The following is a 24434-nucleotide window of genomic DNA, read 5'->3' on the forward strand; positions in this document are numbered from 1 at the left end:
ACGAAGAAGGATCGGGCGCCCGTGGGTACATCGGATCGGTTGTTCGGCATGCTCCGGCCGGAGCTTCCCGTGGTGGATTTGGCGGAATGGAGCCGCGGCACCAGGGCGGAGAAAATCCGGCCGATGGCTCGGCATTGGGCCGAGGTCGGCTTCGGCACCCCGCCGCCACTGCATCTGTTCTACGTGGTGAAGATCGCCCTCTACATCCTGGGCGGAATGCTGTTCGCGCTGACCACCACCGGAATCGACGGGGTCACCGCGGTCGGGTCGTGGTGGCCGGAACCGATCGTCTTCCAGAAGGTCGTGCTGTTCACGATGCTGTTCGAAGTCGTCGGTCTCGGCTGCGGTTTCGGGCCGCTGAACAACCGCTTCTTCCCGCCGATGGGGTCGATCCTGTACTGGTTGCGGCCCGGCACGATCCGGCTGCCACCGTGGCCGGGGCGCGTGCCGCTGACCCGGGGTACGACCCGGACCGCGTTCGACGCCGTGCTGTACGCGGCACTGCTGGTCATGCTGCTGGTCGGGTTGTTCTCCGACGGTACCGGACCGATACCCGAGATCGGGTCGTCGGTGGGCCTGCTGCCGGTCTGGGAGATCGCGGCGGTTCTCGTCCTGCTGGCCGTGCTCGGGTTGCGCGACAAGGTGATCTTCCTGGCGGCGCGCGGTGAGGTATACGGGGCGCTCGCGGTCACCTTCCTGTTCGGCGGTGCCGATACGATCGTCGCCGCGAAGGTCGTGTTCGTCGTCATCTGGGTCGGCGCGGCGGTATCGAAGCTGAACAAGCACTTCCCGTTCGTGGTGTCGACGATGATGTCCAACAGTCCGGTGGTGCGGCCGCGGGCGCTCAAACGCCTGTTCTTCGAACGGTTCCCGGACGATCTGCGACCGGGACGGCTGTCGCGGCTGTTCGCCCACGGTGGTACTGCAGTCGAGATGCTGGCCCCGCTGGTGTTGTTCTTCAGTGACGGGGGTCTGCCGACCACGGTCGCCGCGATCGCCCTCATCTGCTTCCACCTGGTGATCCTGACCGCGATACCGATGGGAGTGCCGCTCGAGTGGAACGTCTTCATGATTTTCGGGTTGCTGACGTTGTTCGTCGGGCATGCGGATGTGGGTCCGGCCGATCTGGGTAATCCGTTACCGGTGGTGCTCCTGTTCTCGGTTCTCGCGGGGACGGTCGCGATCGGGAACATGTTCCCGCGCAAGGTCTCCTTCCTGCCCGGAATGCGGTACTACGCCGGGAACTGGGACACCACCCTCTGGTGCATCAAACCGTCGGCCGATGCCAAGATCCGCGCCGGAATCACCGCCGTGGCCGCCATGCCGGCCGCCCAGCTCGAGCGGTACTACGGCAGCCGGGAGGCGGCCCAGATCCCGCTGTATCTGGGATACGCGTTCCGCGCGTTCAACACCCACGGTAAAGCGTTGTTCACCCTCGCGCATCGAGCAATGGCCGGGCACGACGAGAAGGACTACGTCCTCACCGACGGCGAACGTATCTGTTCGACAGCCCTGGGCTGGAACTTCGGTGACGGCCATCTGCACAACGAGCAACTGATCGCCGCCCTGCAGCAGCGCTGCGGTTTCGAACCCGGTGAGGTGCGGGTGGTGCTGCTGGACGCCCAGCCGATCCAGCGGCAGCAGCAGAACTACCGCCTGGTGGACGCCGCGACCGGTGAATTCGAACGTGGGTATGTGCGGGTCGCCGATATGGTGGTCCGCCAGCCGTGGGACGACGACGTACCCGTGTATCCCGAGGACAGGAGCTGACGACCCGGCTCAGCGGTCGGGTGTGAGCCGGCGCACCGCCTCGTCCAGGGTTTCCGGGCGCTTGCAGAAGGTGAACCGGACGAGGTAGCGCCACGACCCGGGATCATCGGTGAAAACACTGACCGGCACCGCCGCCACACCCAGCCGTTCGGGCAGTTCACGGCAGAACCGGATATCGTCGTCCGCGCCGAGCGGGCGGATATCGGCGCAGACGAAATAGCTACCGGCACTCGGATGCACACGGAACCCGGTATCGGCCAGCGCCGCGGACAACCGCAACCGGCGTTCGGCCAGCGAATCCCGCAGCGCGGCCACCCACCCGAGTTCGTGGGTGAGGGCATGGGCGACAGCCGGCTGGAACGGGCCACCGCCGACGAAGGTGAGGAACTGTTTGGCGGCCAAGACGCCGTCGATCAATGCGGCCGGTCCGCAGATCCAGCCGATCTTCCAGCCGGTGACGCTGAACGTTTTCGCCGCACTGGAGACGACCAGTGTCCGCTCCGCCATCCCCGGCAGGGTGGCGATACTGATGTGTTCGGCGCCGTCGTACACCAGATGCTCGTACACCTCGTCGGCCAGCACCAGCAGATCGTGCTCGCAGGCGATCTCGGCGATGGCGGTCAGATCCGCGCGATCCAGGACGGTACCGGTGGGATTGTGCGGTGAATTCAGGATCAGCATGCGGGTGGCCGGGGTGATCGCGGCGCGCAGACTGTCGTGGTCGAGAACGAACCGGTCACCGTCGGCGGTGAGCCGGGCGGTACGGCGGCGGGCACCGGCCAGCGCTATTGCCGCGGGATAGGAGTCGTAGTACGGCTCGATCAGTACCACTTCGGCACCCGGCTCGACCAGACCGAGTACCGCAGCGGTCACGGCTTCGGTCGCGCCGACGGTCACCAGCACTTCGCTATCGGGGTCGTACCGGGTGCCGTAGCGCCGGGCCCGGTCCGCGGCGATCGCGCGCCGCAGCGCCGGCACACCCCGGCCCGGCGGGTACTGGTTACCGCCACCGGCGATGGCCTCGCGGGCGACCTCGAGCATGGCCGCGGGGCCGTCGCTGTCCGGGAAACCCTGCCCGAGATTGACCGCCTCGTGCCGGACGGCGAGTTCGGTCATCTCGGCGAAGATCGTGGCCGCGAACGGCCGCAACCGGGTGACGGTGGGGGACGGGTCAGGCATGAGACGAGGGTAGACGGCGGTTCAGGTGCCGCGGGCGGCTCGGTGCCGGCGAGCGCGGTCGCGGCCCGGCGGCGTAACAGTGTGCGGCCGGGCGCCGCGCTTTCCGGCACGACGCGTAGGCGCCGTTCGGCAGGGATGCGACGTGCCGCCGGACCGCGGTCGATACAGTCGCAGGTGATGCGCATCGATCGGAAAGTCCTCGTACTGCTGACGATCCTCGGTCTGGCCCTGGCCGGTTGCTCCTCCGGGCCGCCCGAGCCCGAAACCACGGCCGGCAGTTTCGCCGACGCGCTGAACCGCGACGATGTCGCCGCGGCGGCGCAGCTCACCGACGACCCCGCCCGCGCGGAGAAGACCGTCGGCGCACTGTACGACGGTCTGGGCAAGGAGGTGACCTACACGGTCGCCGGGACCGAAGACGATACGTTCACCCTCGAGGCCACCTGGAAGCTGGGAAAACAGGGCGCCGAATGGAAGTACACGACTACCGGCACCGCCGTGGAGACCGACGCGGGCCATCGCATCCGCTGGAACCCGGCCGTGCTCGCGCCCGGCCTCGACCAGGGGGAACTGACCTATGCGCCGGTGTATCCGGAACCGGCGCGCGTTCTCGACGCGTCGGGCGGGGAACTGCTGACCGAGCAGGTGGTGACCCTGGTCCAGCTCGCGCCCGGCGCCGATACCGCGGCGGTGGCGAATCTGGTCTCGCCGATCGCGCCGGGCATCACCGCGGCCGCACTGGACGCCGATCTGGCCGCGGCCAACGGCGGCTCCGTAACGGCGATCAGCTTGCGGGAATCCGATATCGCGCCGATCCGGGAAGCGCTGACCGGCACTGCCGGGGTCACCTTGGCCCCGCAGACCCGACTGCTCACCACCGACCGCGATCTGTCTGCGCAGACCCTGTCCGGTCCGGCCGAACTGTGGCAGGAGCAGGCCGACGCTGCCGCCGGTTGGGTGGTCCAGGCCCGCACCCCGGAAGGTCCGGTCCGGATCGCCGGCCGGGACCCCGGGCAGACCGCCGATATCCACACCACCATCGACGCGGGCCTGCAACGTGCCGCGGAAACCGCGCTGGACCCGCTCGACCGGACGGCGGCGATCGTGGCGATCCGGCCGTCCACCGGTGAAATCGTGGCCGCCGGCCAGAACTCCGCCGCCGACGCCGAAGGACCCATCGCGTTCACCGGTCTCTACCCGCCCGGTTCGACCTTCAAGACGGTGACCACCGCCGCGGTGCTGGACGCCGGAATCGCGAACCCCGATACCGTGCTGCCGTGCCCCGGCGTCGCCGATATCGAGGGTCGCCGGATCCCGAACGACGACAGTTTCGACCTGGGCCAGGTACCGCTGCACACCGCCTTCGCGCGGTCCTGCAATACGACCATGGCCGGGCTGGCAGTCCAGTTGCCGCAGGGAGCGCTCACCACCACCGCCGAACGCCTCGGCCTCGGCGTCGACTATGTGACACCCGGACTGACCACGGTGACCGGCAGTGTGCCGGTCCCGCAGAACTCCGCCGAACGGGTGGAGGCCAGTATCGGCCAGGGCGCGGTGACGGCGAGTCCGTTCGGGATGGCGCTGGTCGCCGCCTCGATCGCGGACGGTACGACGCCGGCGCCGGTGATGATCGCCGGGCAACCCGGCTCCCCGGATCGCACCCCGCCGCCGCTGCCCGCCACCGTGACCGACCAGCTGAAGACCATGATGCGCGAGACCGTGACCGCGGGTACCGCCACCCAGTTGGCCGATATCCCTGGTCTGCTCGGCAAAACCGGCACCGCCGAATACGGTGACAACACGAATGCCCACGGTTGGTTCGTGGGCATTCGCGGGGATCTCGCCTTCGCGGTATTCGTTGCCGACGCCGGTAGTTCGGGTCCGGCCGTGCAGGCCGCGGGGCGCATGCTGCGGAGTTCGTGAGACCACCGAACAGGTGCACGGCGGCCGGATGCTCAGACCGACTGTTCCCGGGCTGCGTCGAGCAGCAGTTCCACCGCGTAGACGACCACCTGATCGAGGATTTCGGCGGGCTCGCCGGGAAAGTGCCGATGGTGCGTCCGCACCGAACCGTCCACCGATACGGCGAACCACACCGATCCCGGCTCGTGTCCGTCCTGCGAGTCGGGGCCACCGGCACCCGTGACGCCCACGGCCAGGGACGCTTCGAACAGCGTGCGTACCCCTTCGGCCATCGCGGCCGCCGCCGCAGCGGACACCACCGGCCCGTCCGGTACGCCGAGTACATGGTGTTTGACGGCTCTGCTGTAGGCGACCACGGCCCCCCGGAACCATTCACCGGATTTGCTCGCCGCGCCGAGCGCCGCCGCGAGCTGCCCCGAGGTCAGCGATTCCGCGACCGCGACCTGCAGCCCGCCGCGCCCCGCGATTTCCGCCAGCTCCTCGGCCTGTTCGTGCGCTCGCCCCAAAACAGAGGGCACCAGCAGTTCATCGGAATCAGATCCGGAAGGCATCGGCATCCTCCGCACGGTCCCGGCCGACCACTACGACGGCCGCAGCTCCCAGCGTTCGGTCGCAGAACATGGACGCCATCGTAGACCGATCGGCGACGACCGGACCCGCCCACACGGTCGTACCGGCCGGCCGGTGCCAGGAGAAACCCGCACCCCACGGCAACAGGGGCAGGACGAAGCTGCCGGAGCGCCGACCACCGCGGCGGCTATCACGGCAACCAGGTTCCCGGTCCAGCGATCCGATTCCTCGGTAGCGATCTCCACACCGCCCGGTATGGACGTCATCGGCGAGGAGGACGGGGGCCGGGCGCATCTCTCGGGCCGCATCCGGCCGAGCGGGTGTGTTGCTGATCCGGTCGACCGGTCGGTGAGGACCGCCGACCGAGGGGGTACGGGCACAATGCGTACCCACCGGTGCGAGCCGTACGGCGGTACACCCGCCGGCCTGCTATACACGCCAGATGCCGGAGAATTTCTTCGACGCCATGATCGCGGCGGCCGACCCGCCGGTGTTCGTGGTGACTCTTGCCGCCGCCGGGCAAAGGTCCGGATGCCTGGTGGGTTTCGCGGCTCAGGTGGCGATCGAACCGCGGCGGTTCCTGGTGTGCCTGTCCAAGGCGAACCACACCTACCGTCTTGCGCAGGGAACCCAATTCGTGGCCGTGCACCTGATCGGTACCGGCCATACCTCCCTCGCGACCCTCTTCGGCGGTGAGACGGGTGACGAGATCGACAAGTTCGCGCACTGCTCATGGCGGGCCGGACCGCACGGCGTTCCGGTGCTGGACGACGCCGCGGCCTGGTTCTGCGGCCGGGTTCTCGCCCGCCATGATTTCGGCGATCACGCCGGCCTGATCCTGGGACCCGAGGCGGGGGAGTTCCGGTGGCCGGAGCCCGCGGCACTGCGGTATCACCACGTCGCGGATCTGGAACCGGGGCATCCTGCCTGATGACGTGGAAGTGGCAGGTCAGCGAAAGGACCGCGTGGCGCGGCCGTCGCGGGCTGCCGGCTCCATTCGGCTGCTCGGTTTACCCGGGCGGTCGATGGTTATCCGTGCGGCAGACCGGCCGGATCGGGCAGGCCGGTCGACCCGACGAGAGGAGTCCGGCTGTGAGCGGAACCGACAAGGTCAGCAACAAGGCCGAGGAGCTCGCCGGTCAGGCCAAGGAGAAGTACGGCGAGGCCGCCGGTGACGAGGACAAGAAGAACGAAGGCAAGGCCGATCAGGTCAAATCGAATCTGAAGGATGCCGGCGAGAAGGTGAAGGACGCCTTCCGCGACTGACCGCCTCGGCCGCGGTGGCCGGGATCGGCAAAGGCTCGTTCGATCCCGGCGCCGCGCTCGCGGTACCGCCCGTGCTGTCTGCCGTGGCAGGCCGTGATCGCGATCGGTCGAACCGAATGCGTGTGCGGCTTCGATGGCCGTGGCAATTTTGTGGCGAATAGCATTGCGGCGAACTGTCTTTGCCGCTTCGTGTGAACACCGCGCCCCCAGCCGTAATTCATGCTACTTTTCGTCACATATACCCCGGCTGGTGTGGAGGTCCAGTGCCGTACAACGTGCACGAAGTGATCGGGCGGTCGCTTGCCCAAGGGAACGAGGGCGGCGGCGCGGCGCTGGATCAGGTCGCCATCATGACCGGGTCCGCCGGGGTGATCGCCCTCGGATTGATGTGGGTGGGCTACCTCCACCGCACCCGCCGCATCACCTGGTTACAGCGGACAGCGGACCGGCTCGGAAGCTGGTTCGATCAGCCGGGCTGGGTGGCGCTACCGCTGGCGATGTTCCTGGCCACCATCCTCACCGCGCTGCTCGGCTTCATCTGGGATGTGAGCCTGCACATCGGTAACGGCCGCGACGAGGGCCCGCTGGCCAATCCGGCGCACTATTTCATCCTCGCGGGTCTGTTCTTCCTGTTCACGGCCGGAATGACGGCGATCGTGCTGCCACTCGACGAGAAACCCGGCCCGGCGGCGGTGCGGATCACCCGTGCCTGGTACGCGCCCGTCGGCGGGATCCTGCTGGCCGGCGCCGGATTGTATGCCTTGATCGGGTTCCCGCTCGATGATCTGTGGCACCGCATATTCGGGCAGGACGTCACGCTGTGGGGCCCGACGCATCTGATGCTCATCGGCGGAGCGGGGCTATCGCTGGTGGGTGTGCTGCTGCTCGAATTCGAGGGCCGGCACAGCCGGCCCGATACCGACCAGCCGCGGCCGCGCCGGATGTGGTGGATGCGTGCCTTCGCCTTCGGTGGCCTGCTCATCGGGCTGTCGGTATTCCAGGTGGAGTACGACTTCGGCGTCGAACAATTCCGGCTGGTGCTGCAGCCCATGCTGATGGTGGCGGCGGCGACCGTTGCCCTGATCGCCGCCCGGATGACCCTCGGAACGGGCGCGGCGCTGGTGGTGGCGTGTTTCGCCGCCGTGGTCCGTCTCGTGGTGGCCTGGCTGGTCGGCGGGCCGATCATCGACGCGCCGCGTAATGTCTTCCCGCTCTATCTCGGGATCGCCGTGATGGTGGAGGTCCTCTGCCTGCTGCCGGCGGCCCGGCGCCGGATCCGGTGGGGCGCGCTGACGGGTGTGGTGGCGGCAACGGCGGGGATCTGGCTGGAATCCCTGTGGGTCGCTGCAGTATTCGTCGATCCGTGGCCCACGGCGATGTGGCCGGAGCTGTTGCTGATGACGATCCCGACCGGAATTGCGGGCGGTGTGGTCGGCGCGCTGCTCGCGACCGTGCTGCTGGGTGAACCGTTACCGCGTCCGGCCGTGCGGCGCACACTGATAACCGCCGCCGTGGTCGTGGTCGCAGCGGCCACCGCCAACGGTTTGATGATCGATATCCCGCAGGACGCCCGGGCAACGGTGCAGTTGCGGGAAGCCCCGCCCGACGGCGGCCGCATGGTGCACGCCGATATCCGCATCACACCGGCCGATCTGGCCGGCGACGATCCGGAATGGGTCCAGATCCTGGCCTGGCAGGGCGGCGTGGGCAGTGACAGTCCCGGGCGCGGGCTCGTGGTGGATCAGCTACGCCGCGTGGGCGAGGGACATTACGTGACCACGGAGGCTGTTCCGGCCCACGGCACCTGGAAGACGGTCCTGCGCATCCAGGACGGGCGCACACAGACCGCGCTGCCGATCTTCATGGCCGCCGACCCCGGTATCGGTGCCGGGGAGGTGCCGGCGCTGGGCGAATTCACCCGCCCGTTCGTCGCCGAGATCACGGTATTGCAGCGGGAGCGTTCATTCGATCATCCCGCCTGGCTCTTCACCGCGGCCTCGCTGATCGTGCTGCTGTGCAGCCTGGCGTTGATCGCCGCGTTGTCCTGGGGCGCTGCCCGGATCAACGACCGTTATCCGCGGTCATCCGGCGTGCGGGCGCCGGAGCAGGCACCGGTTTCGTGAACGACCGGTACGACGATGTGGTGGTCCTGGCGGACCACTCGATCCTCTTGGCCGTCCCCGCTTTCCTGCCCGCCTTTCTCATCGCCGGAGTCGTCCTGTTCATCGCGGTGCGCGACCGCAGGAACGGCCCGGACGAATCGGCTCCGCCGCATGAAGCGGATACCGCGCCCGACACCGACGAGGAGAACTGATGCCCCTATCGCGGTTATGCGTGCCACTGCTCGTGGCAGGGCTGCTCACTGCCGGTTGCGCTGCCTCCGAACCGCAAGGTCCCGGTGTGGAGAAACCCCCCGGCGCGACCGAGTCGGCGGCGAGCGTGCGCCTGACGGTGCGGATCGCGGACGGGGTGGTGTCGCCGGTCGACAGCAGGCTGGACGCGCGGGTCGGTCAGCCGGTCGAAGTCATCGTGGACAGTGATGTTTCCGACGAACTGCATGTGCACGCGAATCCCGACCATACGTTCGGCGTCGCCCCGGCTATCGGACAGCGTTTCCGGTTCGCCGTCGAGGTCCCGGGCCGGGTGGAGATCGAACTGCATCATGCCGGGGTCACGGTGGCGACCCTGCTCGTCCGCCCGTGACAACGCTGGCCCACGGGATCGGCGGTGCGTCGGACCTGCCGATCCCGCTGACCTATGCGTTGATCGGTGCGGCGTGGGCGCTGGCCTTCTCGTTCGCGGTGCTCGCCTTCGCCTGGCGCGAACCCCGGCTGGACCCGGCCCGGGGCGGGAAACCGGTACCGGCGGCGGTGCGTGCGGTCGTGGATTCGCCGGTCCTCCGTGCGGTTGTGGCCGTGGGGAGTGTCGCCGCGACCGTGCTGGTCCTGACGGCCGGCGTTCTCGGTTCCGCCGATCCCGCCGGGAATCCGGTGCCCGGTGTCGTCTACGTGCTCGTCTGGGTCGGGGTGATGGTGGCTTCGCTGGTCGCCGGACCGGTGTGGAAGCTGCTGTCCCCGGCGCGGGCCGTGCACCGCGGGCTGTGCGCGATCACCGGTCGTGCGCCCGAGTCCGGTCGGTTGCGGTATCCGCGGACGTGGGGCCGGTGGCCGGCGGCGTTCGGGCTGTTCACCTTCGTCTGGCTCGAACTGGCCTCCCCCGACCCCGGTTCGGTGACCGCCGTGACTGTGTGGGTGGCCGGGTATCTGATCGTCACTGTGGCGGGTTTATGCGTTTTCGGCACCGAATGGGCCGAAAACGCCGACCCGCTGGAGGTGTACAGCAGCCTGCTCGGCCGGTTGAGCCTGCTCGACCGGGGCTCCGGCGGTGTGTTCGTCGTGCGCTCGCCGCTGGCGAACCTGGCGGGCACTCCGGTGGGACCCGGGTCGGTGGCGGTCGCGGCGACGCTGCTGGGTTCCACCGCGTTCGACAGTTTCTCGCTGTTCGAATGGTGGCGGGGTCTGCTCGCCGAGGCGGGCGGCGTCCTCGGGCGCACTCTGGTGAGTACCGCCGGTCTGCTGGTGTTCATCGTCGTCGTGGGAGTGAGTTTCCGCCTCGCCGCCGCGGCCACCGGTGGGCTCGCCCGCGCCGAACGCCGCCTGCTCCCGACCCGGCTCGCCTACACCCTGACACCGATCATCGCGGGTTATGTGGTCGCGCATTACCTGAGCTTCCTGGTCGAGAAGGGCCAGGCCACGGTGATTCTCTGCGCGGATCCGTTCGCCGCCGGGTGGAACCTGTTCGGCCTGGCCGACCGGGAGGTCGCCTACCTCTTGTCGGCGCATCCGGCGGTGCTGGGCACCATGAAGGTCGTGGCCGTGGTGACCGGTCATGTGCTGGGTGTCGCCGCCGCCCACGATCGTTGTCTGCGCCTGCTGCCGCCGGCGTATCGGCTCACCGGCCAACTCGCGCTCATGCTGCTCATGGTCGGCTACACCTTCACCGGGCTCTATCTGCTGTTCGACGCTTGAGCAGGTGACGCACGCTCCCGGATCGCCGCGGAACCGGCCGGCTCATCCGGTCAGCTGACGGCCCGGCACCGGTCGGCCGGCAGAATGATCCCAGTGGGCCGCGCCGGGAGCGTGCTCGTGCACCGGACGGATCGCTTCCACGGCATTGACGCAGGTCAGATGGTCGGCAGGATGGACGCCCGCCATACATTTGAATCGGACGTTCGCCGTGCCCTTCGCGGTATCGGTGGTCGTGGTGAGCCGGTAGCGCAGCGGCGCCCGGTCCGCAGTGGCCGCCGACCAGACGGATCGGTAGCTCAGCGCCGGGCCGAGTGCGCGGTCGACGATCACCTTTTGGATCACGCCCGTGCTGTCGGTGACCACGTCCACCGTCCCGGCCGGTGTCTCGCCGGCGCCTGTCACGCCGTCGAAAACCGCCTCGTCGAGGACGTGGAGTCCCGCCGCGTAGTAGCCGTCCGCCAGGGCCGCGGCCCGGGTAGCAAGGGCGGTGTCGACAGTGCCGATCCCGATTTCGCCCGGAGCGCCCCACGGGTAGACGCCGGTGCCGGTGAAGTCCAGTTCCTCCACCAGCTCCACCCGGCGGATATCGCGGGTGACCTCGGTGAGCGACCGGATGAGCCGGGCCGGGATGGTGGTCTGGAATGCACCGGTCGCGTGGAATGCCGAGTTCCCGGCGTGGCAAGCGTCGGCGAGCGCGGCCGGCGGGCCGTGCCCGTTCTGCGGTGCCGTGGAGATCACGTCGTACCCTTCGTGAAGCAGACGCGGCAGTATCGCGGCCGGTGCGGCCGCGGCGATCTCGGCGAGCGACGGTACGTAGACGACACTTCCGGTACCCGCAGGTAGTACCCGCGCATCCGCGCTCCGGGCGGTGAGTTCCAGATCGGGCCGGGCGTCGATCCGGTCCGCTATCGGACCGGCGAGCAGGCCGGCGCCCAGCACCGCCACGGCGAGGGTGGGTGAACTCATGCGGGCTCCAGACGATAGTGCCGACGCTGGTCCGGTGTCAGGGCATTCGATACCGGTCGGGCCGCCCTCGAGGGTGATCACTGGCTCACCGGCGAGGCTGCTCCGCGTACAGAGCGTAGGCAACATCGCCGAGTACGGCACCGGAATCGCCGTGTTGCCCCGAATCGGCCGTTCGGCGCCTCGGAACCGGTCGCCTGAACGGAATCGACTGTGCCGGCGGTATTCCGGACGGAGTTGCGCCGGGCGTCATGCCGGGAATCGTGTGGCCTCGACCGGGGGACGAGGCCACACATCGGCGTCGGGGCCGCTAGACCTCGGCGACGCAGGTGACGAGTTTGCGCTCGTCGTAGGTGTAGTAGCTGGTGGCCTCGCCGGGGCAGCCGGCCGCATCGGTGGTGCCGGGCAGGATCGCGAGCACCCGGACGGTATCAGGCTTGCCCGCGGTGCACGGGCTGTGCGAGGGGCTGTCCATACCGGTCGGAATGGTCATGCACTGGCCTACGACCCAGTCGATATCGAGGCACAGGGCGCCCTGTTCCTCGCCGCCGAGGGTGACGTAGTAGGTCTGGTCGACGTCGGCGGCGCAGCCGTCCTGGGTCGGTGCCTTGGCGACGACCTTGTAGTTGGACTTCTCGCTACCGCACTCGGCGTGGTCGATCTCGGCGTCCATCATGGTCCCCGACAGGTTCACGCATTGGCCGATCTCGGCGTCGAAGTAGACATCGCCACCTTCGTCGGTGCCGTTCTGCCCGGGAACGGTTGTCTCGGGCGCCGGGCTCGCCGAACTCGACGACTCCGCGCCGGAGCACCCCGACAGAGCGAGTACGGCGCAACCGGCCACGACGAACCCGGTGAGCAGGTTCCGGACCCGGAAAACGGGTGCGCGTCTGGACATGGCAATTCCTCCATCGAAATCGATCGCATGAGCGGGTGGGGGAGAACTCATGAATCGTTCGACGAGGCGCCACGGTGTATGCGCTGCTCGCCACCCCTACCCGATCAAGATCATATCCGGTGGCTGCGCGGTGCCGGAGCGCACTGGTCCGGGAGCGGTGGAACCCGCCGAGTGACCCGCCCACGTGGGGCAGGGCACCCGGCCGATCACCGTGGTCCCGGCCGGACTATTCGGAATCGGCCGATCGGTTCGGATCCTCGGCCGCCCGCAGGGCGGTCTCCAGTTCCCGCCGGAGCCGGGCCGCTTCGGCCTCGTTCCCGGCGTCCTCGGCGGTGGTGATGTCCTGGTTCAGCTGGGCGATCGTATCGCGGCTACTCATAGGGCCTCCCTTCTCGTCGCCGATGCCGGGTCGTAGCTCCGCTCCGGCATCCTCCATCCACCGCGTGACCGGTTTCCGGCGGTCGAAACATGGCCGTGTCGCAGGTCCGGTGGTGCTGCGACCGGCGTCGCGTGGTGCCAGTATTCGGCGTATGAGTGGATCCGAGCGTATGCGACTGCAGCCGGTGGCCCAGGGAGCCGCGGTTACCCAACTCGAGCTGTTCTTCGATCTGGTGGTGGTCTTCGCACTCACCAAGGTGACCGATCTGGCCGCCGAGGACACCTCCGCCGTGAATATGGTGCGCGCGTTACTGGTGCTGGCTGTGATGTGGTGGGTGTGGATCTCCTACAGCTGGCTGGGCAATGTGGTGCGCGCCGACGAAGGTCTGGCGCGGGTGGCCGTGTTCACCGCCATGGGTGCCGGGTTCATTGCCGCGCTGACCATTCCGGAAGCATTCCACGATCTGCCCGGTGGCTGGTCGGGACCACTGGTGTTCGCGCTGGCCTATCTGGTGGCCCGGCTCGTCCATCTGGGCATGTTCTGGCTGGCCAGCGCACAGGATCCGCAACTGCGCACGCAGGTGATCCGCTGGGGGTTGGGGTCGATCACCATCGGCACCGCGCTGCTGGTGGTGGCGGCGACGACCTCGGGGGCGGTACAGATCGGTTTGTGGATCGCCGCGGTGGCCGGCGATATGGCGTGGACGCTGCTGTCCGGTAACGGCTGGCGGGTGAACTCGGCACGGCATTTTTCCGAACGCTACGGGCTGATCGTCATCGTTGCGCTGGGCGAATCGATTGTCTCGATCGGTATCGGGGTGGCCGCGCTGCCCATCTCATGGCCGATCGCCGTGGGTGCATTGCTGGGCCTGGCGATCTCCGGCCTGCTGTGGTGGGCGTATTTCGATGTCGCCGCGCTGTCGGTCGAGCGCGCGCTGGCCGCGGCCGACGGAGAACGGCAGATCAAGATCGCTCGCAATTGCTACACCTACTGGCATTTCCCGATGATCGCCGGGATCATCGCGCTGTCGCTCGGCCTCAAGAAGGTGCTCTACTACGTCGGGGACAGTTCGCACCACCGGCTCACCGACGCGCTCTACGGAATCCCGCTGTACGCGCTGTACGGCGGTGTCGTGCTGTTCCTGATCGGGCTCGTGGGCAGCAAGGCCTATGCCACCGGGGAGGTCACCGTATCCCGCGTTGTCGCGATCGTGGTGCTGGTCGCCCTCACTCCGCCGGCGTCGGCGCTGCCCGCGCTCGCCGCCCTGGCGATCCTGTGCGCGGTCCTGTTGTCGCTGATCGTCTGGGAGACCGTCCGCTTCGCCGTGCCGCGCGACGAGATCCGGCACGCCGGACACCATTCGTGACGTGTACGGCACCGGCCCCGCGAAACATCGCGGCAGCCGGGCCGCTACCCGGATGCAGCCGTCCGGCGCGTATGTTCGCCGGGAGACGGCCGGGGCCAGTGTTGCGCGCTCCGGCCGGGTTGTGCCGCACCGGAACGAAGGAGGCTGCTGTGCCGAGGGAACTGGACCTGACCACAGACGAACTGCTGACGACCACACGAGCGGTGCGTAAACGACTCGACCTCGAGCGCGCGGTGCCGCTCGAGGTCATCCGGGAATGTATCGAACTGGCGGTGCAGGCGCCGAGCGGGTCGAACCGGCAGGGCTGGCACTGGGTCGTCGTCACCGACCCCGGACAGCGCCGGTCGCTGGGCGAGTTGTACCGCAAGGCGTTCGAGGAATACGCCTCCTCCCGGAGTTTCCCGGGTAACCAGCTCAGCGGTGATTCCGAAGCGGATGCGGCCCGGCAGCGCGTCGCGGATTCCGCGCGGTATCTGGCCGAGAAGATGGGCGCGGTGCCGACTCTGGTGATCCCGTGTCAGTGGGGCCGGCTGGACAACGCGTCGAGCGCGGCGAGCGCGGCGTACTGGGGATCGCTGTTTCCCGCGGTATGGAGTTTCTGCCTGGCGGCGCGTTCGCGAGGTCTCGGAACCTCCTGGACCACACTGCATTTGCGATACGAGCGGGATGCGGCCGAGATTCTCGGCATTCCCTACGAGAAGGTGTCCCAGGGCGCGCTGTTGCCGGTGGCCTACACGCTGGGCACCGATTTCAAACCCGCCGCGCGGACCGATCTGGATCGGATCGTGCATATCGGCGGCTGGTAGCCGACCGGGGCCTGCCTCGTTTCGTCCCCCGGCCGCGTCGGTGACACCGATCCTTCGGGTGTCCCGAACCGATTGTGAAACAGTCCTGGTTACAGGGTATTTCGCGACGCCTGCAGGCGGTGTGCGAACGCCCGGTGCCGAGTACTCACCGGTAGGTCACGTTTCGATCACGCCGAATCGGGTAGTTCTGAAGGAAGTCGAGCCGATCAGCGAGCCGATTGGGAAGACCCGAGGAGCCCCCGATGAACGAAACGACCGCAGTCACCACCGATAAGCTTGCCGCCGCGAGCCGGACCGCACGACCCGGGCGGACACGCGGTGGGGACAGCTACGACAATCTCGAACCCTGGTTCGACAAACTGGCCGGCCTGGAACCCGGCGATCCACACCGGCAGGAGATCCGCACCGAAATCGTGCATCTGGGCCTGCCGCTGGCCGACCATATCGCACGCCGGTTCAGCGGCCGCGGGGAAACGTTCGACGATCTGCTGCAAATCGCCCGGATGGGATTGGTACAGGCCGTGGACCGCTTCGATGTGAGCCGGGGCAGTTCGTTCCTGTCCTTCGCCGTGCCCACGATCATGGGCGAGGTACGCCGGCATTTCCGCGACCACACCTGGGACGTACGGGTCCCGCGCGGTACCAAGGAACTGCATCTGCGTATCGGCCCGGCGTCCGAGGCCCTGTTCCAGCGGCTCGGCCGGACGCCGACCGCCCGCGAGATCGCCGCGGAACTCGACGTCGAACTGACCGAGGTCACCCAGGCCCTGATCGCCGGTAACGGCCACACCAGCAACTCCCTGGACGCCGCGGTCCGCGAACACGACGACGAAACCCCGCCCCCGGCCGTGCTCACCCGCCTGGGCACCGAAGAACCGTGCTACCGGCTGCTCGAGGACGCCATGGCGGTACGCCCGCTGATCGAACAGCTGCCGCGGCGCGAACGTCAGGTACTCGTCTGGCGTTATTTCGGGTCCATGACGCAGAACCAGATCGCCGAGCGGCTGGGCATTTCACAGATGCAGGTCTCCCGGATTCTCACCAAAACACTGAAAACTCTGCGCGAACAGGCTCTCGCCGAACCGGCCGCCGCCGGCCCGATGGCCGCCTGAGCGACGGTGACCGGCACCGCGCGGCGCTCAGCGGGGCAGCGGGATCGTGACGATGAAACGGGCCCCGGCGGGTACCCCGTCCTCGACCCGGATCGACCCGCCGTGGCGTTCGACCACATCGCGGACGATGGCCAATCCCAGACCGGCTCCGCCCTCGTCGCGGCTGCGGGCCTCGTCGAGCCGGACGAAACGCTGGAATATGCGTTCCCGATCCGCTGCGGGTACTCCGGCGCCGTCGTCGGCGACCACGAGTACCGCGGCCCCGTCCACACATTCCAGCGAGACCAGGACCAGGGTCGAGGTATGCCGCTGCGCGTTGTCGACCAGGTTGCCCAGGACCCGGGCGAGCTGGGTGCCGCTGCCGGTGAGGAGGACGGGCTCGTCCGGGAGCGCGGTTTCGACCGGTACGCGGTCACCGGTGCGCCGGGACAGCTCGCCGGCGACGAGCGCGGCCATATCGACCCGTCCGGGCCGGGGCCGTTCCCCGGCGTCGAGGCGGGCCAGCAGCAGCAGATCCGTCGCCAGATGTTCCAGGCGTACGGTATCGCCGAGCAGGCCGTCGAGCTCGAGCAGATCCGGGTGCGCCTGCGCCACCTCCAGCTGGGCCCGCAGACTGGCGATCGGGCTGCGCAATTCGTGTGCCGCGTCGGCGATGAACCGGCGCTGCCGGTCGGCGGATTGCTCCAGGGCCGCCAGGGTGTCGTTGGTGGTTGCCGCGAGCAGGGCGATCTCGTCGCGCGCCGGTGGCTCGGGGACCCGCCGGGACAGATCACCGTGCATGATCTCGGCGAGTTCGCGGCGAATGGCCTCCACCGGGCGTAATGCGCGCCGGGTGACGAACCAGGTCACCACGGCCACCACCGAAAGCACCGGGAGCAGCCCCAGCAGCATGGCCCGCCGGGCGTCGGCGACCGCACTGTCGGCGGTATCGAGCGCGGCGCCCGCGTAAACGGTGACGGGCTGCCCGCCGGCGGTGCTCGCGGCGAGGGCGGCCACCCGATAATGGTCGGGAGTCGTGGCGTCGCCGACCCGCAGGTACGCCTCGCCCAAGACTGCCTCGGTGGTCGATGGCGCCGCTGCGGTAACGGTGTCCGGTGATACCGCGACGCCCGCGGCGTTTCCGGCCTCCGGGGCTGCGCGGGTGTCGCCGTCGTCATCGGATTCCTCGTCGGAATCGTCGTCGTCTTCTTCTGTGTCCTCGTCGTCCTGGTCCTCGTCGGCCTCCGGATCGTCGTCGCGGCCCGATTCCTCCGCCGCGTACGGACCGAAATCGGCCATCGGGGGCCGGCCGCGCAGCTCCTCGTCGGCGGCGAGCACTCGGCCGTCCGATGCGACGATCTGCACCGGTTCGTCGTCCGGATCGGGGAACCGCAGGGCCGTGAGATCGGTGCCGCGACCGAGTTGGTCGGCGATACCGCGGGCGGTGTGCTCGGCCTGGGTGCTCGCGCTCTCGACGAGGTTGTCACGCAGCACCACGAGCACGATCAGGCCCGCCGCCACCAAGGCCACGGCCACGACCGCGGTAGCGGCGGTGGTGGTGCGGGCCCGCACCGAACTCCACCACCGGCGGCGCGGGGCGCGCTCAGCCACGTTCACCCGCCAACCGGTAACCCGCGCCGCGCACGGTGTGAATGGTGCGGCAGCCGAAGGGCGCGTCGATCTTGCGGCGCAGGGCGCTGATGTAGACCTCCACGATGTTGGGGTCGCCGTCGTAGGCGAAATCCCATACATGGCAGAGGATATCGGCCTTGGAGACCACCTCCCCGGCCCGCACCGCGAGATGTTCGAGTACCGCGAATTCCTTGGCGGTGAGCGTGACGTCCCGATCACCGCGGCGGCAGGTGTGGCTACCGGGGTCCACCAGCAGATCGCCCACCCGCAACACCCGGGCGCCCCCGCGGGTCCGGCGGCGCAGCAGCGCCCGGATCCGGGCCACCAGCACCACGTACGAGAACGGTTTGCGCAGATAATCGTCCGCTCCGGTATCGAGTCCCTCGGCCTCGTCGTATTCGCCGTCCTTGGCCGTGAGCATCAGCACGGGGGTCTCGTGCCCCGCGGCGCGCAGGCTTTCGCAGACCCGGTAGCCGTTCATCCCCGGCAGCATGATGTCGAGGACGATCAGGTCGTAGTCGGTGCCGGTGGCCCGATGCAGGCCGGTGACTCCGTCGTGCACGACATCCACGGCGAAACCCTCGGCGGACAGGCCCTTTGCCAGTGTGTGGGCCAGCCGTTTCTCGTCCTCCACGATCAGCAGACGCATTCACCAAGAGTGTCAGATCTTTGCTGAAACGATCTTCAGGTGGCTTCAGGGGAGTTTCAGCATCGGGTTGCCACAGTGGTGCAACATTCGCTCACACAGGAGGTTTGCACCATGGGAACATTTTTCCGCCACGCGGTTTCGGCCATGCGCTGGTTACTGGTCGGCGCGGTGGTGGCGGCCGTGGTGGCCGGCGCGTGCCTCGCAGTCGCCGCGGTCGCCCTCGACCCCGGCGACCGTTCCGGCAGTGCGCAATGGTCGCTGGTGGCCGACCCGGGGATCGATCGGCAGCAGGCCATGGACGCGGCGGTAACCGCGGTCCCGGGGAGTACCCCGGTCTCGGCGGAACTCGATTCCGAACGGCACACCACGGTGTGGGAGGTGGAGGTCGTGACCCCGTCCGGGGTGGAGTACGAGGTGACGATCGACGCGAACACCGGCGCCGTCCTCGGATCCGCCGAACACGATTGATCGCCGGTGCCCGCATCCCGGTAGTCCGCGAATACGCTGTGTCTGCAGCCTCGTCCGGCCGCCCGGTTCTCGCCGCGGCCGGGCACGAGGGCCGACGATGAGTCGGTAGCCCTACCGGGGAAAAGGTCCCGTAGCCGATATCGGCTACGGGACCTTCCGTATCCGGGGAGCTGCCCGGTGCCGGTCTGCCCTGGAGACCTACGGCGGTTGTTCGGTGGTGCCGGATGGAATCGCGGCATTCGAAAACGGTGAACAGATTCGATACTTACCGCCGCGGGGAAGCCCGCTGCCAGTTGTTTATCGATGGGTAACGTACCGTTGAATAGCGGCATGAAGTCGCACTGTGATGGGCGGGCACCGCGGAAAGTGAGAGGAGAGTGCGATGGGATACGGATTCCTGGGTTTCATGATGTTGATGATGTTCGGCGCGATGATGATGATGTAGCGGGTGCCGCGGTGCAGCCGCGGCGCCCGGAGTCCGTCGCTCGGCGCGCGTGGGCCGAGCCCCCGCGCGGCGTCGGATAGTGATGGTGGGACAGGGCACCGGATCTCACCGCTGCGGACATTCCGGACCCGGCCGGGTGTGGCTCACCGGGACGCCGGCGCAGGTCCGGCGGGCGGGGGCTGGGCAGGCCGTTCGTAACGGATACCCTCGAAAGATGGGTGACGAGAAGTCGATGCGGGAACGCATGCTCGCCGGTGAGCTGTATCTGGCCGACGATCCCGACCTCAGGGAGCGGAGCCTGCGGGCAATGGAGTTGATGGAGGCCTACAACAGCACACCTGCCCGGGATGCGGCGCGACAGCGCACAATACTGAGCGAACTGTTCGCAGCGGTGGGAGACAATACCGATATCCGCCCGCCGCTGCGGGTCGATTACGGCAGCAATATCACCATCGGATCGGGGTGTTTCGCCAATTTCGGGCTGGTCGCCCTCGATGTCGCCGCCATCACCCTCGGCGACGACGTCCAGATCGGGCCGAACGTTCAACTGCTGACGCCCACCCACCCCCTGGATCCGGGCCTGCGCCGTGCGAAATGGGAAGCCGCCGAACCGATCACGATCGGTGACAATGTCTGGCTCGGTGGCGGCGCCATCGTGCTCGGCGGGGTTTCGATCGGCGAGAACACCGTGGTGGGCGCTGGTGCCGTGGTCACCCGCGACCTACCCGCGAATGTGGTCGCGGTGGGCAACTCGGCTCGGGTGATCCGCACCCTCGACCCCACCCGCGACTGAGCGGGTGCCGAACCGAACCGGCACCCGCCCCGGTACTACATCTGCGGCAACCGGTCGCCTTGCACCACCTGGATGTCCAGGTCGAGCTTGACGGTGGTACCCACCGCCGCCACGCCGGCACGTACCATCGCGTTGTAGTCGATCGCGAAATCATCCCGGCGCAGCACGGTTTCGGCGTGGAAGGCGGCACGTACACCGCCCCAGGGGTCCGGGCCGAAGCCACCGTAGGTGATATCGAGATCGACGGTCCGGCGCTGGCCGTGCAGGGCGAGCTCGCCCGGCATGATCCAGGTGTCGCTGCCCGTGCGTCGGAGGCCGTTGCCGGTGAAGGAGATCAGCGGAAAACGTTCGACATCGAGGAAATCGGCCGACCGCAGATGGTCGTCGCGCATGGCGATACCGGTGTCGATACACGCCGCTTTGATCTCGGCGTAACCAGTGGACCGCTCGAACGGCTCACCGATATCGAGACGTCCGCTGACCTCGGCGAACCGCGCTTTGATACTGGAGATCCCGAGGTGCCGGGCGGTGGCGATCACCGTCGAATGCACCGGGTCGATCGTCCACGGACCCGACAGCGGCAGCGCCACCGTTTCCGCCACCGCCACCAGGGTGATATCGCCGAGCGTCCCCGTGCCGGTGGACGAGATCTGCGCAGTGCGGGCCACCGGCTGATAACCCGGCGCGGTCAGCACGGCCGTATGCAGCCCTGGGGGCAGCGATCCCGTGGCGACTGCGCCGGTATCGTCGGCGACCGCCCGGCCGATCTGGCTGCCGGTGCTGTCGGTCACGGTCAGTACCGCCTCCGGTACCGGCCAGTTCTCGGCGTTGCGAATACGAGCGGTGAGTCCGGTCATGAGCGCTCCTCGGTGTCGTAGCCGAGCCGCACGTCGAAATCCGCTTGGGCGCCGGTCACCGAAACCTGGCCGGTGATCGGCGGATAACCGCGGGCGACGACCGTGTACTGCCCTTCCGGCAGATCGGTCACGACGTAGCGGCCGTTTTCGTCGGTCCGCACGGTGGCGTTCACCTCGCCCGCGGCGTCGAGCACGGTGATCTGGATATCTTCCAGCGACCGGCCGCTGTCCGTCCGCGCCGATCCGGTGAGCACCGCCATCGGCGAGAGCTCGATATCGTGGCGCAGCAGGCCGCTGTCGGGAACGGTCAGGGCGGTGGCACTGGGTCGCATATGGTCCGCGACGGCGACCAGGGTATAGGTCCCCGGGACCACGCCGTGGCACAGGTAGGAACCGTTGCCGTCGGAGGTGGCCGAGGCCACGACCTCACCACGCTGATCGGTCACCGTCACGGTCGCGGCGGCCAGCGGCTCCCCGGTGGGCGCGCGGCGGACGGTACCCGACAGTTCGCCGAGCCCGGTGAGCGTGAGATCGGTGTGGACCGTACGGTCGGCCACGGCCACGTTGACCGCGATGGGCCCGTGCCCGGCGGCAGAGGCGATCAGGACGTAGTTCCCGGGGCCGGGTGCGTCGATCGAATAGCCGCCGTCGGAGGTGCCGATCGCCCGCGCGACCTGCTGGCCGCGCTGGTCGATCAGGGTGAGCGCGGCACCCGGCACCGGATGTCCGTCCGCACGGGTGATCCGCCCCGCCACCGGCGCCCGGCCCGAACCGTCTTCGGAGAATCCGGCGATGGGTAGCGTCTTCGCCATTCCGGCGGCCGTGTAGGTGCCGTGCCCGTTCCGGTCGGCCGGTGCGGGCCCGGCCGGTGCGCCGACGGCGACCGGCACGCGGTCGGTCCGCGGCGCGGTGTCCTCGGCATTGTCGGTATCGCGGGCGGCGGATTCGGTGACGGCGTACGCCGCGGTGTCGAGTTCGGCGAGATCGTCGGGAATTTCCGTGTTCGCCGCCATATCGGTGAGGGTGGCGGGATCGTTGTCGGGCTGGATATCGATCGTGCGGCGCAGCGGACGGTTCGGCAGCAGAACGGCGGCCAGTAGTGCCACCGCGGTGGCGAAGGCCGCGATCAGGAAGATCCGGCCGGTGGCGTCGCCGTAGGCGAAGCGCACGATCTCGGCGATCGGCGCCGGCAGGGCGCCGAGATCGAGATTGCTGCCACCGGAGGAATCGGCGTGGATACCGAGTTCGGCGAACCGTGCACTGGACAGCTCGCCGACGCGGGTGGCCAGTACCGAACCGAGTACGGAGACGCCGATAGCGCCGCCGAAGGTGCGGAAGAACGCGACGCTGCTGGACGCCGCGCCGATGTTCTGCACGCTCACAGTGTTCTGCACGGCCAGCACGAGGTTCTGCATCATCATGCCGACACCGAGCCCGGTGACCGTGATGAAGAGGCCGATCAACCAGATGTTGGTGGCGTGGTCGACGGTCGCCAGCAGGGCGAAACCGATGACCAGCAGGGTAGCGCCGGCGACGACGAACGGCTTCCACTTGCCGAACCGGGTGATCAGCAGGCCGGAGGTGACCGAGGCGACCAGCATCCCGGCGACCATCGGCGAGGAGAGCAGGCCGGCGGCGGTGGGGGAGTAGCCGCGTGCGGTCTGCAGGTACTGGCCCAGGAAGGTGGTGGCGCCGAACATCCCGACACCCACGGCGATCGAGGCGAGGATGGCCAGGGCGGTGGTGCGTTCGGTGACGATCTTCAGCGGGATGACCGGGTCTTTGACCTTGGCCTCCACCAGCACGGTGGCGATCAGCAGCGCGACGCCGCCGCCGACGTAGAGCGCCGTTTCGGTGGACCACCACTCGTAGTAGCCGGCTTTACCGGCGAACGAGACCCAGATCAGCAGGACCGAGACACCGGCGGTGAGCAGCGTTGCCCCCAGCCAGTCGATGGACACGTTCTCTTTGCGGATGGTCGGCAGCTTCAGTGTCCGCTGCAGCAGGAACAGGGCGATCAATGCCAGCGGAACGCAGATGTAGAAGCACCAGCGCCAGCCCAGCGGGCTGTCGACGATGACACCGCCGAGGATCGGTCCGCCGGTCATCGATACGGCCATCACCGCACCCATATAGCCGGAATAACGGCCGCGTTCGCGCGGCGGGATGATACTTCCGATGATCGCCTGCACGAGGGCGGTGAGCCCGCCCATGCCGATACCCTGCAGGGCCCGGGCGGCCAGCAGTAGCCCGACATTGTGACTGAGACCGGCGATCACCGATCCGATGACGAAGATGACGATGGCGGATTGCACCAGCGTCTTCTTGTTGAACAGGTCGGCGAGTTTGCCCCAGATGGGTGTGGAGGCGGCGTTGGTGAGCAGTGCCGTGGTGATGACCCAGGCATAGGCCGTCTGCGACCCCTGCAGGTCGCCGATGATGGTGGGTAGCGCGTTGGCGACGATAGTGGTGCTGAGCAGCGCCGTGAACAGTGCGGCCAGCAGCCCGGTCATCGCTTCGAGGATCTGGCGATGGCTCATGGCGAGCGGATCGCGAGATGGCGGTGCCTCGGTGTCAGACATCAGTGCTCGCTTTCGGAATCTGCGGGTTCTCGCCCGTCGAGGCGCAGCGGGAACGGGCATTGAGGGAATTGCGGAGTCGTCGTACGGCCAGGTAGGCCCGTTCGGCATCGTCCTCGGACCAGTCGTCCAGGGTTTCCTGAAGGTGGCGGGTGTGGGTTTCCCGCGCCCGGTTCAGCAGGTCCAGCCCCGCGCTGGTGAGTTGGACCAGGGCGGCGCGTCCGTCACTGGGGTCGGCCCGGCGGACGATGTATCCGGCGGCGGCCAGTTCGGTGATATGCCTGCTCAGCGCCGACTGGGTAATGCGCATATCGGTGGCGAGGTCGACCTGCCGGCAGGGGCCGGATGCGTCGAGGGTGGTGAGGACGGCGAGCCCGCCGGGCGGTAGCTGACCTGCGTCGGTGAAGAACAGGGCGCTGCGGAGGGCACGGCCGATATGGAACATCTCACCGAGCAGGTGCTGAGCGGTTTCGGATGAGATGGGCACTGGGACTCCAAGAGGTGAATAGTTTCTTTCGCTAATCAACTTTAGAGCAGTTGCTTTCGCTAATCAACTAAAGGAGGGGTGTCGATCCGGTGCGCCTGGGTGTGGTGTCGTGCACAACGGGAGACTTGGGAGGTGTCACACATCGCTCGTCAAGAGCGGAAGGGGCCTCCGGGAGGAAGAGAATAGTACGCGCCTCGCGGATCATCGTCGCCGGGGGGCGGTATAAAAGTGTGGCCGCCGGTGAGTTGTCCATCGATCGGAGAATGGGCGGTCGAAATGCGAAAA

Annotated in this window: 23 protein-coding genes; 13 read left to right on the plus strand and 10 right to left on the minus strand. The window is 68.2% G+C overall.

The window, feature by feature from the left end; all coding sequences use genetic code 11:
* Positions 1 to 48 precede the first annotated feature (48 nt).
* The gene (locus tag IU448_RS01515) at positions 49 to 1770 is read left to right on the plus strand and encodes a DUF3556 domain-containing protein (protein WP_195054962.1); all 1722 of its coding nucleotides are present in this window, start codon (positions 49 to 51) and stop codon (positions 1768 to 1770) included.
* Between the two features lie 9 nt (positions 1771 to 1779).
* Here IU448_RS01515 and IU448_RS01520 read toward each other — a convergent pair whose 3' ends face one another.
* Positions 1780 to 2949 (minus strand): pyridoxal phosphate-dependent aminotransferase, encoded by a 1170-nt coding sequence (locus tag IU448_RS01520; RefSeq protein WP_195053691.1) that lies wholly within the window; start codon positions 2947 to 2949, stop codon positions 1780 to 1782.
* A 177-nt stretch (positions 2950 to 3126) separates the two neighbouring features.
* Here IU448_RS01520 and IU448_RS01525 point away from each other — a divergent pair, with 177 nt between their 5' ends.
* Entirely contained in the window at positions 3127 to 4872 is a 1746-nt protein-coding gene (locus tag IU448_RS01525) for a penicillin-binding transpeptidase domain-containing protein (RefSeq protein WP_195053692.1), read from the plus strand.
* A gap of 32 nt (positions 4873 to 4904) precedes the next feature.
* Here the strand turns inward: IU448_RS01525 and IU448_RS01530 are convergent, their stop codons facing one another.
* The gene (locus IU448_RS01530) at positions 4905 to 5423 is read right to left on the minus strand and encodes a CinA family protein (RefSeq protein ID WP_195053693.1); all 519 of its coding nucleotides are present in this window, start codon (positions 5421 to 5423) and stop codon (positions 4905 to 4907) included.
* A 461-nt stretch (positions 5424 to 5884) separates the two neighbouring features.
* On the opposite strand from IU448_RS01530, the gene IU448_RS01535 reads away from it, so the two are divergent.
* The 6 genes from IU448_RS01535 (at position 5885) to IU448_RS01560 (ending at position 10736) form a co-directional block, all read left to right on the plus strand.
* Positions 5885 to 6373 carry a flavin reductase family protein gene (locus IU448_RS01535; protein ID WP_195053694.1) on the plus strand — a complete coding sequence of 163 codons (489 nt, stop codon included), beginning with the start codon at positions 5885 to 5887 and terminating at the stop codon, positions 6371 to 6373.
* Between the two features lie 161 nt (positions 6374 to 6534).
* A complete protein-coding gene (locus IU448_RS01540; protein WP_195053695.1) occupies positions 6535 to 6708 on the plus strand; it encodes a CsbD family protein in 174 nt (57 codons plus the stop codon).
* Between the two features lie 350 nt (positions 6709 to 7058).
* Positions 7059 to 8831 (plus strand): hypothetical protein, encoded by a 1773-nt coding sequence (locus IU448_RS01545; RefSeq protein WP_228812130.1) that lies wholly within the window; start codon positions 7059 to 7061, stop codon positions 8829 to 8831.
* Entirely contained in the window at positions 8828 to 9022 is a 195-nt protein-coding gene (locus tag IU448_RS01550; protein WP_195055142.1) for a hypothetical protein, read from the plus strand. Before IU448_RS01545 ends, IU448_RS01550 begins: the two co-directional genes overlap by 4 nt.
* Positions 9023 to 9108: 86 nt before the next feature.
* Entirely contained in the window at positions 9109 to 9411 is a 303-nt protein-coding gene (locus IU448_RS01555; RefSeq protein WP_195053696.1) for a hypothetical protein, read from the plus strand.
* Positions 9408 to 10736, plus strand: coding sequence for a hypothetical protein (locus IU448_RS01560; protein ID WP_195053697.1), 1329 nt, complete (start codon positions 9408 to 9410; stop codon positions 10734 to 10736). The genes IU448_RS01555 and IU448_RS01560 overlap by 4 nt, the downstream gene beginning before the upstream one ends.
* Before the next feature lie 42 nt (positions 10737 to 10778).
* Here the strand turns inward: IU448_RS01560 and IU448_RS01565 are convergent, their stop codons facing one another.
* The 3 genes from IU448_RS01565 to IU448_RS01575 all read right to left on the minus strand — a co-directional run bounded on the left by IU448_RS01565 (position 10779) and on the right by IU448_RS01575 (position 12976).
* Entirely contained in the window at positions 10779 to 11702 is a 924-nt protein-coding gene (locus IU448_RS01565) for a hypothetical protein (RefSeq protein WP_195053698.1), read from the minus strand.
* A 307-nt stretch (positions 11703 to 12009) separates the two neighbouring features.
* Positions 12010 to 12597: an LppU family putative lipoprotein gene (gene lppU / locus IU448_RS01570; protein WP_195053699.1), complete on the minus strand. Its 588-nt coding sequence runs from the start codon at positions 12595 to 12597 to the stop codon at positions 12010 to 12012.
* A 226-nt stretch (positions 12598 to 12823) separates the two neighbouring features.
* Positions 12824 to 12976, minus strand: a complete 153-nt coding sequence (locus tag IU448_RS01575; RefSeq protein ID WP_195053700.1) for a hypothetical protein — start codon at positions 12974 to 12976, stop codon at positions 12824 to 12826.
* A gap of 151 nt (positions 12977 to 13127) precedes the next feature.
* Between IU448_RS01575 and IU448_RS01580 the strand changes: the two genes are divergently transcribed.
* From IU448_RS01580 to IU448_RS01590, 3 genes are all read left to right on the plus strand, one after another.
* The gene (locus IU448_RS01580; RefSeq protein ID WP_195053701.1) at positions 13128 to 14342 is read left to right on the plus strand and encodes a low temperature requirement protein A; all 1215 of its coding nucleotides are present in this window, start codon (positions 13128 to 13130) and stop codon (positions 14340 to 14342) included.
* A gap of 149 nt (positions 14343 to 14491) precedes the next feature.
* Positions 14492 to 15148 carry a nitroreductase family protein gene (locus tag IU448_RS01585; RefSeq protein ID WP_324188479.1) on the plus strand — a complete coding sequence of 219 codons (657 nt, stop codon included), beginning with the start codon at positions 14492 to 14494 and terminating at the stop codon, positions 15146 to 15148.
* A 242-nt stretch (positions 15149 to 15390) separates the two neighbouring features.
* A complete protein-coding gene (locus tag IU448_RS01590) occupies positions 15391 to 16260 on the plus strand; it encodes an RNA polymerase sigma factor SigF (RefSeq protein ID WP_195053703.1) in 870 nt (289 codons plus the stop codon).
* Positions 16261 to 16287: 27 nt separating this feature from the next.
* Here the strand turns inward: IU448_RS01590 and IU448_RS29505 are convergent, their stop codons facing one another.
* Complete coding sequence (locus tag IU448_RS29505) at positions 16288 to 17856, minus strand: HAMP domain-containing sensor histidine kinase (protein ID WP_324188480.1); 1569 nt, start codon at positions 17854 to 17856, stop codon at positions 16288 to 16290.
* Complete coding sequence (locus IU448_RS01600) at positions 17843 to 18520, minus strand: response regulator transcription factor (RefSeq protein ID WP_195053704.1); 678 nt, start codon at positions 18518 to 18520, stop codon at positions 17843 to 17845. Before IU448_RS01600 ends, IU448_RS29505 begins: the two co-directional genes overlap by 14 nt.
* A 111-nt stretch (positions 18521 to 18631) precedes the next feature.
* Between IU448_RS01600 and IU448_RS01605 the strand changes: the two genes are divergently transcribed.
* Together IU448_RS01605 and IU448_RS01610 are read left to right on the plus strand one after the other, a co-directional pair.
* Complete coding sequence (locus IU448_RS01605; RefSeq protein WP_195053705.1) at positions 18632 to 18988, plus strand: PepSY domain-containing protein; 357 nt, start codon at positions 18632 to 18634, stop codon at positions 18986 to 18988.
* Between the two features lie 659 nt (positions 18989 to 19647).
* On the plus strand, positions 19648 to 20226 hold the full coding sequence (locus IU448_RS01610) for a sugar O-acetyltransferase (protein ID WP_195053706.1): 579 nt from the start codon (positions 19648 to 19650) through the stop codon (positions 20224 to 20226).
* Between the two features lie 35 nt (positions 20227 to 20261).
* On the opposite strand, the gene IU448_RS01615 is transcribed toward IU448_RS01610, so the two are convergent.
* The 3 genes from IU448_RS01615 to IU448_RS01625 are packed head-to-tail and all read right to left on the minus strand — an operon-like array spanning position 20262 to position 24149.
* Positions 20262 to 21083, minus strand: a complete 822-nt coding sequence (locus IU448_RS01615; RefSeq protein WP_195053707.1) for a YceI family protein — start codon at positions 21081 to 21083, stop codon at positions 20262 to 20264.
* Positions 21080 to 23665: an MFS transporter gene (locus IU448_RS29660; protein ID WP_195053708.1), complete on the minus strand. Its 2586-nt coding sequence runs from the start codon at positions 23663 to 23665 to the stop codon at positions 21080 to 21082. Before IU448_RS29660 ends, IU448_RS01615 begins: the two co-directional genes overlap by 4 nt.
* Positions 23658 to 24149: a MarR family winged helix-turn-helix transcriptional regulator gene (locus tag IU448_RS01625; protein WP_195053709.1), complete on the minus strand. Its 492-nt coding sequence runs from the start codon at positions 24147 to 24149 to the stop codon at positions 23658 to 23660. Before IU448_RS01625 ends, IU448_RS29660 begins: the two co-directional genes overlap by 8 nt.
* Positions 24150 to 24434 lie beyond the last annotated feature (285 nt).

The organism is Nocardia flavorosea (genome assembly GCF_015477805.1).
Classification (GTDB): Bacteria; Actinomycetota; Actinomycetes; order Mycobacteriales; family Mycobacteriaceae; genus Nocardia; species Nocardia flavorosea_A.